We start from the raw sequence: 8,948 nt of genomic DNA on the forward strand, positions 1-8,948 counted from the left end.
TTCTCCCAATATTGGGAGAAGGGGCTGGGGGATGAGGGTTTTTTCTTTTCATACGCAAAGAACTACAGTTTTCAAGGTGGACGCGGTTTAATATCAAGTCTCGGTAATCGGAACTGATTTGATGCTGAGTGCGATCGCCTTTCAATACTGGGGAGTAAGAAAGGATAAAGTCAGTAGATCACAAACTTGACACTCTAGAACGATCGCTGGTGATAATCAATGCCCTAGTTTCAAACCTTTTTCCATAAGCATCTGAGGTTCGATATTCTCAACTTTAGGTATCGTTTCTAATTGAGGAATCCCGGCGATCGCATCAGCAATATTACCTGATTGGGCACGCAACCAAGCGGCGTGAGGTGCATAATCAAGACTTTGCGCTACTTCATAACCCGCTTGATTAATTACTTCGCGCTGGGACTCCACATCAACGCCTTCAGCAAAGCGGATGAAAACCAGTCCAGTTGGTACTGCCAAAGAACCATTGGGTTGTAGTGTGTAAATTGGGCTTAGTGTCCCCTGTTCTGATTGATTGGGTTCGCCTGGAAAAACTGCGATTGCACCATCGTTAAGTTGTAAAATTCCTCCTAATGCCACGGTCTTGGGTTGATTGTAATGTATTGCATAGTACCCAGGCTTACGAGTGTAGGATACAGCAGTGCGATCGCTGCCAACGCAAATTTGTTCAGGATATTCAGAAAAGTAGTCTTTTTGAAATCTCACTTCAGCAATCAGGGGTAAAGAGTACACCTGTAGAAAATACCCAGTCGGAAAGTAAAACATCTTTCTCAAGTTCTAATGATGTTATAACGTTTTTCAGTGGTAAGTAGTTGGGCGAAATTAAATATAAATAGGACTTACGCAAAATCATGATAAAACGAACTGCATTCGCGCAGCGTCTCGCAGAGAAGAACGCATTCGCGCAGCGTCTCGTAGAGAAGGACACAAAGGAATAAGAGTTTCAGAGAGTTCTTGCGTAAGTCCTGTAAGATTGCAACTCTTAAAGACGCTACCGCGAACACTTCGTACCCTACGGAAAGGCTGCACCAACGCGATGACAAATTATCTTATATTTATTTAGATGCATCTAACTTATGGAATACAAATCTTTCATCGGGATGCAAGCTATACGCCCCTATTGATAGTAAAGATTTTTAAAACAACCTGACTTTTAATCCCTCTTGTCTGGAAAGAAAAATCGAAAGCTTGGATGAACTCAGTACAGCATTTCATTAATTCGTAGCGAATTAAATTTGGCAATAACCCTACAATGCCAATGCGTCGGCTTACATTGTTAATGCGTCAGCTTACAATGCCAATGCGTCGGCTTACAATGCCAACGCGTCAGCTTACAATGCCAATGCGTCGGCTTACAATGCCAATGCATCAGCTTACAATGCCAACGTGTCGGCTTACATTGTTAATGCATCGGCTTGCATTAAAAACGCTACCCGCACACACTGCGTGTAACAAGCTTTAAAAGTTGGGCATAATAAGGTTTGCCAATGCCTAACGCCCCATGCCCAATGCCCAATAGACATTCAATATCCCAGGAGATTAAACTATGGTTCAGGTTCGCTATGGTGGACAGAACGGTCAACAGTATGAACTTGCTATCAGTAACGAACACGTTGTAGTGCGTACCGAAAGCCGCACTACTCTTGTCGGTGCAAGACCATTTGAAGTCGCACCTGTATCACCCACAGCTCGCAATATCCTCAATCAATTCGAGTTAGTAACGCGGTTTCGGCAAGCAGGTGTAGAAATTCTCCGATCAAAAGTTCCGACTCAGGGTGTCGGTTTGCGCGATCACGCCCGTGAAATTCTCAACAAAGAGTCTCAAGTCCAATTTGCCGGACGTGTCCTTCTCGATCCAGTATCCAAACAACCTGTAGTCTACACCGAAAACCTCTTCGTTAAATTTGATAACGAAGAAGAGTCAAGGGTTTGCCAAGAAGTATTAGGACGTTACAGCTTAACAATTAAACGCCAACTTGAATATGCACGAAATGCTTACTTTGTCAGTGCACCTGCAAATACTGGTATAGCCATCTTTGACATCGCCGAGAGACTTCTGAATGAGGAATCAGTAGAACTGTGCCATCCTGAACTAGCACGTGAATCACGCCAACGTCAGGTTTTCCCGCAGCAGTGGCACTTAAAGCAAATAACAATTAATGGTAAAATAATTAACGCCCATGCCAACGTTGAGGCAGCTTGGAAGTTAAGCGATGGCACAGGGACGATTATTGCAATTATCGACGACGGTGTGGATATCGATCATGAAGAGTTCCGTTCCTCTGGAAAGATTGTTGCCCCGCGTGATATCACACGTAAAACTAACAATCCCAGACCGGGAAACGACAATAACCACGGCACAGCCTGTGCAGGCGTAGCTTGTGCAAACGGCAACTTTGGTGCATCTGGTGTGGCACCAGGTGCAAAGCTGATGCCGATTCGTTTAGCTTCGGCGCTAGGGTCACAAGACGAAGCAGATGCTTTTATTTGGGCGGCTCAAAATGGTGCTGATGTCATTTCTTGTAGCTGGGGGCCAGCAGATGGGACTTGGTTTGAGCCAAACGATCCTGTACACAACCAAAAAGTACCTCTACCTGACTCCACACGACTTGCTATAGATTTTGCAATCAATAAAGGACGCAACGGCAAGGGATGTGTAATTTTATTTGCGGCTGGCAATGGTAACGAAAGCGTGGATAATGACGGCTACGCCAGCTACCAAAAGGTGATTGCAGTGGCAGCTTGTAACGACTTTGGCACGAGAAGCGCTTACAGCGACTTTGGTCAGGCGGTTTGGTGTGCCTTCCCCAGCAACAATGGTGACAGTTCTCAAACCCCTGGCATTTGGACAACCGATCGCTCTGGTGTCGTTGGCTATAATTCGGTTAATCGGAATCTGGGTGACGCCGGAGGCAACTACACGAACGAATTCGGCGGAACTTCCAGTTCTTGTCCAGGTGCAGCTGGTGTAATAGCCCTGATTATTGCCAGAAATCCAAATCTGCGCTGGGACGAAGTGCGAGATATTATTAAACGCTCCAGCGATCGCATTGATCCATCCAAAGGTAAATATGATGCCAATAATCGTAGTCCCTTCTACGGTTACGGTCGAATCAATGCTCTCAAAGCTGTGGAATTGGCCAAGCCGGCTCAAACATCGCCTATTAGCGTATTCAAGGCAGTGCAAGATATCCCAATTAACGACTTGCAAACATCAACATTGTCGGTGGCGATCGCTAATACCAGCCTGATGAAATCCATCAAAGTTAATGTAGACATCGAACATACTTATATTGGGGATCTTGTAGTTACTCTCCTTCCCCCAGTCCAAATAGGCATACTTCCGATCATTCTGCACGATCGCCAAGGCGGAGCTACAGATAATATCAAAACAACCTATGACGAGGTAAACACCCTTAAACTTGCTGCCTTTAAGGGTAAAAGTCCCCAAGGAACCTGGACTCTTCAAGTTGCAGATAAAGCTGAGACTGATACAGGAAAGATTCGCAGCTTGACCATTGAAATTGGATTTTAAGCTAATAAGTTTGGCTTAAGGATAATTGTAGGCTGGGTAGAGCGATCGCAAAATTTTTCGGTCTACTGAATTTACCAAGATGATAGATTGTCATTGCGAATGAAGCGAAGCGGAATGAAGCAATCACAAAGTCTAGATGTTGCGATTGTTCCGCTCCATTTCATTACGTTCGCAATGACAAAATATGTTTTTACAGATTATTTGGGATGCTCCTATACTTAGGCTTTGTAACCAACTAATATCTCTTCTCTCAACAGTCAGCTTCATTAACTTGTTAGTTGTCACACCACCCACAGTTGAGTAAAACGTTCAGCCGTCCATCCAACAATATCTGATACCTGTCCATCACCAATTTCTACGATCCGCTTAGTACCATCTCTACGCTCTATTACATCCACAGAGAAAAACTGACTTCTAATGCGCTTGGCACACTCACAAACAATCTCTGGAATTTCTTCATCTGGTAAAGCGGCAAAAGGTTTACCAGATACGACAAAGTAACGCCTCTCGGTTTCAGACACAAAATCTTCAATCCGCCGCACACAAATACCTCCTTCAATACTGCCTCGAAACCTCTCCATTTCGGCAACCACTGTTTTGATTTGGGAAGGTTTATCAATCATCGAACCAACTGAGATTTTGAGAGACTTAACATAATCTTTGATAAAAAATCCATTCCAGCCAAGTAGATTCAACTCACTTTCTAAATCATCATCGACGGAATAAAATTTAGTTTCTGGAGTTAAATCAGTAATCAGGGGATACCAGTTTGTCAGATAATGTGTGGCTAGATACTCAGCCTTAGAAGTTAAGACACCTGCCCCTGTACTCTCTACAACACTAACTAATAACTCATAATTGGAGGGCGAGAGCATCCAACCCCGATAGACCACTTTTGAATCAGGAGTGGGAACTGGGATAATCTTTGATGAACCAGATCCCAGCGACTCCAAAGAAATAACGGAAGTTGCAAACCCAGCATTTTGCATACAAGCAACTTGCTCCAAGTATGCTGCATCCGCTTTCTTAGGATTGAAGTAATCACTAGGAAAAAGAAATATCATAATATTTGGATTGAATATACAGCTAATTACTAATTATTTATAATGGGACTTCCAAAAAATAAAGTCACCAGTAAATCATAATGATAATCATCACGTAGCGTAACGCACCACCTCGAATTTTAGGTGCGTTAGGACATTCGTCCTAACGCACCCTACAAAACTATTGCCTCGTTCCCAGTCTGAGACTGGGAATGCCAGTTCGGAGGCTCCGCCTCCCTCTCCTAGCGGCACCGCCAGGGTATGCATTTCCAGCCAGAGACTGAAAACGAGATTTTACGAAGGTTGTAGCTTAAGTTGACACCAATGCACATCTATGAACCCCTACAGCGTGTTCTATCCTATATCTCATCCATCTGAAAACCGCTACAAGTATTCAATCGGACTTGATATAACAATCTGTTAGCTTTGAGTCACAGGCTGTTTCGCCAAGAACTTCTCTAATTCGGTCAGCGCATCAGCATCAACCTTAGTTTGCATTGGACAGAACTTAGGCCCACACATCGAACAAAACTCAGCAGTTTTATAGATATCTGCTGGCAGAGTTTCATCGTGATATTCCTTAGCTCTTTCTGGGTCGAGTGATAATTCAAACTGACGGTTCCAATCGAAGTTGTAACGCGCCTTTGAAAGTTCATCGTCTCTATCCCTAGCACCAGAGCGATGTCTGGCAATATCAGCCGCATGAGCTGCTATTTTATAGGCAATCAACCCATTCCTAACATCTTCGGCATTTGGTAGACCCAAATGTTCTTTGGGTGTTACATAGCACAGCATTGCAGTACCGTACCATCCAGCCATTGCTGCTCCGATGGCTGAAGTGATATGGTCATAACCAGGAGCAATGTCTGTCACCAATGGCCCCAACACATAGAAAGGTGCTTCAGAACACTCTTCCATCTGTTTACGGACGTTGAACTCAATTTGATCCATTGGCACGTGTCCAGGGCCTTCCACCATCACCTGGACATCATCTTCCCAGGCTTTGCGAGTTAACTGTCCAAGGGTTTTCAATTCAGCTAATTGTGCTTCATCTGAGGCATCATGGGTGCAGCCAGGACGCAGTGAATCTCCTAAACTGAAGGAGACATCGTACTTTTTGAAAATCTCAATAATATCTTGGAAGTGGGTATAAAGCGGGTTTTGTTTGTGGTGATGCAGCATCCACCGCGCCAAAATACCACCGCCACGAGAGACAATACCAGTGATGCGGTTTCTCACCAAAGGCAAATGCTCAATCAAAATCCCTGCGTGGATAGTTTGATAGTCTACCCCCTGCTGGGCGTGCTTTTCGATGATATGCAGAAAATCATCAGCAGTCAGGTTTTCGATTGTGCCGTGGACACTTTCTAAAGCTTGGTAAACCGGCACTGTACCAATGGGAACAGGTGAAGCCTTGATGATGGCGGTACGAATTTCATCCAAATTACCGCCGCCTGTGGACAAATCCATCACGGTATCAGCACCATACTTCACTGACAGATTCAGCTTATCCACTTCTTCCTGAAGATTGGAAGAGTTGGGGGAAGCGCCGATATTAGCATTTACCTTACATTTGGAAGCGATGCCAATAGCCATCGGCTCTAGATTAGTGTGATTAATATTAGCAGGGATAATCATTCGCCCCCGCGCCACTTCCTCACGAATGAGATCCGCAGGGAGGTTTTCCCGCTGGGCGACGTAGTGCATTTCTTCGGTGATAACACCTTGGCGGGCGTAGTGCATTTGAGATACATTACTTTGCCCACGTCGTTTAGCAACCCATTCTGTCCGCATATTGTTAATTCCTAAATAAACAGCTTCCCTCCGCTGGTATTACCCAGACTCAGGTGTTAAGGGTGTGATCTCAGCCTGGTTAGGCACCCCTAGCATGGATGTAGTGTACCACCTTCGTTATATCTGGGAACAAGGGTGTTAACAATTTATGAGGAGAGGGTGGTGTTAAGCCGTTTTTCGGAGTCTGACATAGGCGCAGCCCGTCATAGACATTGCTGTTTCTGTTGAATAATGTCTAATACTGCCTTGTGGATTTCCTCTCTTGTCATTGATGCGGGATAAGTCGCAGAGGGAGGTTTTGCCGTCAAACGATCCGCAAGTGCGTAAAAAGCCTCTTGATCATCTTGGTGTGCAATGACGTAGGCGCGTAATTCTGCCTTGTTCATAGCATCAAAGTTTGGTTTGCTCATGGATATTCCCAGTTACCATCACGACTAATCAGAATTTCTATATCTTCTCCAGCCAAGATGAATATTTTTCCAGTGCGCTCATCCAGACGCACCATGTAAATTGGTTTGTAGGCAGTCGTCAATAATTGACATAGGTAAACACATTTTAGAGCTTGTGCTGCTGTTGGAAGGATAGCCGCTCCTTTGATATAAAAGCTTATTTATATTTTATAGTAATTTAATGGAGCCAAAGCCATACCATAGTCTGTTAATTTTGCGATTGCCGAGATTTATGGCTATTGGCGTGCAAACATCTTCTGGTTTACCAACCTGTAACTCGAACATCAGAATAAAAAGATTGTTAGCAATACTTTATAATTAGTGCTTTGGCTTTTTCCCGGTGTTCTCCTGTGAATAAATTGAATACTACTTCTTCATCCTGGGAGTAAAGATGCAATAATCCAAACTCCTTAACCCGTGAATAAAGCAAAGGAACGCCAGCAAGAGCTAATAAAGTTGCCTTCTTGCGATCGCGCTCTTTTGCTTCAGCAAAATCATGATATGAAGATTGAAAATCCACTACCAAACAAGGTTTATAGTCATTATTCGTGATCAGAGCGTCTACACTGGAGCTAAAGAAAAACTTTCTTAGTTCGATATCAAGGTTGCTGTCTAGTTCACAAAATTGGCATAAGCTTACCTGTGTATGAATTTTATAATTTTCATCGACGCAGGTTTGCAAAAACTCTAGCATCCTTTCTTCATAAGCATTGACAAGTCTTTTTAGCTTGATAGTCATTAATATTTCTCCATCATAATTTTGGCAAAGTAACTAATGAATTCTTCTAATACTTCCCTTGATTTGATATGTGCTTGCCAGGTATAAGGAAAAAGCTGATCCTCCTTTAGACGGATACAGAGTCCTCTCTCTTCCAAACCTGGATGTAGTTCGTATTCAACGTAATTAGCATGAAAATAACCTATAACTTTATCTCCTAGAGATAATCCTCCATCATCAGCTATTTCATCTAAAAAAAGCTCCGAATTACTGGGTAAAACCCAATATGTCTCTACATGATAATATCGATATTCATGCTCTATATGTAAAGATAATAAAAATGGCTCCACTACTACACGAGGTAAAGAAATATATAAGCCATCTTTCCGTTGAGCTAAGACTAGTTGATAACGTTTAGTTCCCTTTATAGTAGGATTTTTAAGTCTATATCCTATATATTGAGATGTTCGCTTTTCCTCAAATTTGTGATAAAAACCAAGTTTCTCCAGCATACTGATAGCTAAAGACAACAAATCTTCCCCGCCTTCAATTACCTGGATATTTGTTGAAACCAAACGGGGAACGCCGTTTTCTACTTCAAACCGCTGGATAATATCATATATAATTTTTGACATGAATTAATTCCCAAAACCCTTGGCTAAGGTTCATGGAAATAGTGTAATGCTTATTCTTAAATAATCCAATAGTCTAGGATAAGATTTTTAGATTTTTGGGGAAGTGCCAATTCTCTCCATAGCTTGATGGCTATACTAAAGGCGATCGCATTCCTCACACCCTTGAACTAAAAGCTTTTAACTACCAGGTATTATGCGATCGCCTTGATTTTGTACAGTTGACTCATCCAGTTAGACTACAACAAAATTGGTTGCGCTTAGTGAGAGTCCACTGCTGAGTTGCGCGAATTGTACCTGAGTAAAAGCACCACCGCTACCATCTTGGTCAAAGGACAGTGCGCCTGTAATATTGTCGTAAATAAATCGTTGAGCGATCGCTGTCGCACCTGAACCGATGGTAAACTGACTAACCGAGAGTGTACCTACTGTTAAAGAGCCGCCGAAACCAGCAGCCGATACCTGAATAACTTCACCAGTGGTGTTGAAGTCATTAAGACTATCAATGCCTTCACTATAATTATTGAACACAAAAGTATCAATCCCATCTCCCCCGTACAGAGCATCACTGCCCCTGTTTCCAGTCAGGAGATCGTTGCCATTATACCCATAGAGCACATCGCCGTTATTACCCCCGACAATCTTGTCAGCGTAAGTTGTACCACTGATATTTAATTGTTCAACATTCTTGTAGCTAACTCGATTTGTGCCAGCCGTAATCGAGCCTTGGTTAGTGGTTGCATTGAAAGTCGAGGTGATTCC

8 protein-coding genes, 1 pseudogene and 1 riboswitch are annotated in these 8,948 nt (G+C 43.1%); of the genes and pseudogenes, 1 reads left to right on the plus strand and 8 read right to left on the minus strand.

Going from position 1 to position 8,948, the window contains the following annotated elements; genetic code table 11:
* Positions 1-216: 216 nt before the first annotated feature.
* Positions 217-747 (minus strand): hypothetical protein, encoded by a 531-nt coding sequence (locus Q0541_RS01020; RefSeq protein WP_298904344.1) that lies wholly within the window; start codon positions 745-747, stop codon positions 217-219.
* Between the two features lie 814 nt (positions 748-1,561).
* Here Q0541_RS01020 and Q0541_RS01025 point away from each other — a divergent pair.
* The gene (locus tag Q0541_RS01025; RefSeq protein WP_298904346.1) at positions 1,562-3,550 is read left to right on the plus strand and encodes a S8 family serine peptidase; all 1,989 of its coding nucleotides are present in this window, start codon (positions 1,562-1,564) and stop codon (positions 3,548-3,550) included.
* A 281-nt stretch (positions 3,551-3,831) separates the two neighbouring features.
* Here Q0541_RS01025 and Q0541_RS01030 read toward each other — a convergent pair whose 3' ends face one another.
* The 7 genes and pseudogenes from Q0541_RS01030 to Q0541_RS01060 form a co-directional block, all read right to left on the minus strand.
* A complete protein-coding gene (locus Q0541_RS01030; RefSeq protein ID WP_298904347.1) occupies positions 3,832-4,614 on the minus strand; it encodes an ATP-grasp domain-containing protein in 783 nt (260 codons plus the stop codon).
* Positions 4,615-5,013: 399 nt separating this feature from the next.
* Positions 5,014-6,387: a phosphomethylpyrimidine synthase gene (thiC, locus tag Q0541_RS01035; protein WP_298904348.1), complete on the minus strand. Its 1,374-nt coding sequence runs from the start codon at positions 6,385-6,387 to the stop codon at positions 5,014-5,016.
* Between the two features lie 8 nt (positions 6,388-6,395).
* A riboswitch (TPP riboswitch) is annotated at positions 6,396-6,488 on the minus strand.
* A gap of 102 nt (positions 6,489-6,590) precedes the next feature.
* Entirely contained in the window at positions 6,591-6,797 is a 207-nt protein-coding gene (locus tag Q0541_RS01040) for a hypothetical protein (RefSeq protein WP_298904349.1), read from the minus strand.
* Positions 6,794-6,919, minus strand: a complete 126-nt coding sequence (locus tag Q0541_RS01045) for a hypothetical protein (RefSeq protein ID WP_298904350.1) — start codon at positions 6,917-6,919, stop codon at positions 6,794-6,796. Before Q0541_RS01045 ends, Q0541_RS01040 begins: the two co-directional genes overlap by 4 nt.
* Before the next feature lie 218 nt (positions 6,920-7,137).
* On the minus strand, positions 7,138-7,575 hold the full coding sequence (locus Q0541_RS01050) for a DUF2726 domain-containing protein (protein ID WP_298904351.1): 438 nt from the start codon (positions 7,573-7,575) through the stop codon (positions 7,138-7,140).
* The gene (locus tag Q0541_RS01055; RefSeq protein WP_298904353.1) at positions 7,575-8,189 is read right to left on the minus strand and encodes a hypothetical protein; all 615 of its coding nucleotides are present in this window, start codon (positions 8,187-8,189) and stop codon (positions 7,575-7,577) included. Before Q0541_RS01055 ends, Q0541_RS01050 begins: the two co-directional genes overlap by 1 nt.
* Before the next feature lie 231 nt (positions 8,190-8,420).
* Positions 8,421-8,948 (minus strand): annotated as a pseudogene (locus Q0541_RS01060) (calcium-binding protein); the annotation flags it as partial.

Source organism: uncultured Nostoc sp., from assembly GCF_937863485.1.
GTDB lineage: Bacteria > Cyanobacteriota > Cyanobacteriia > Cyanobacteriales > Nostocaceae > Nostoc.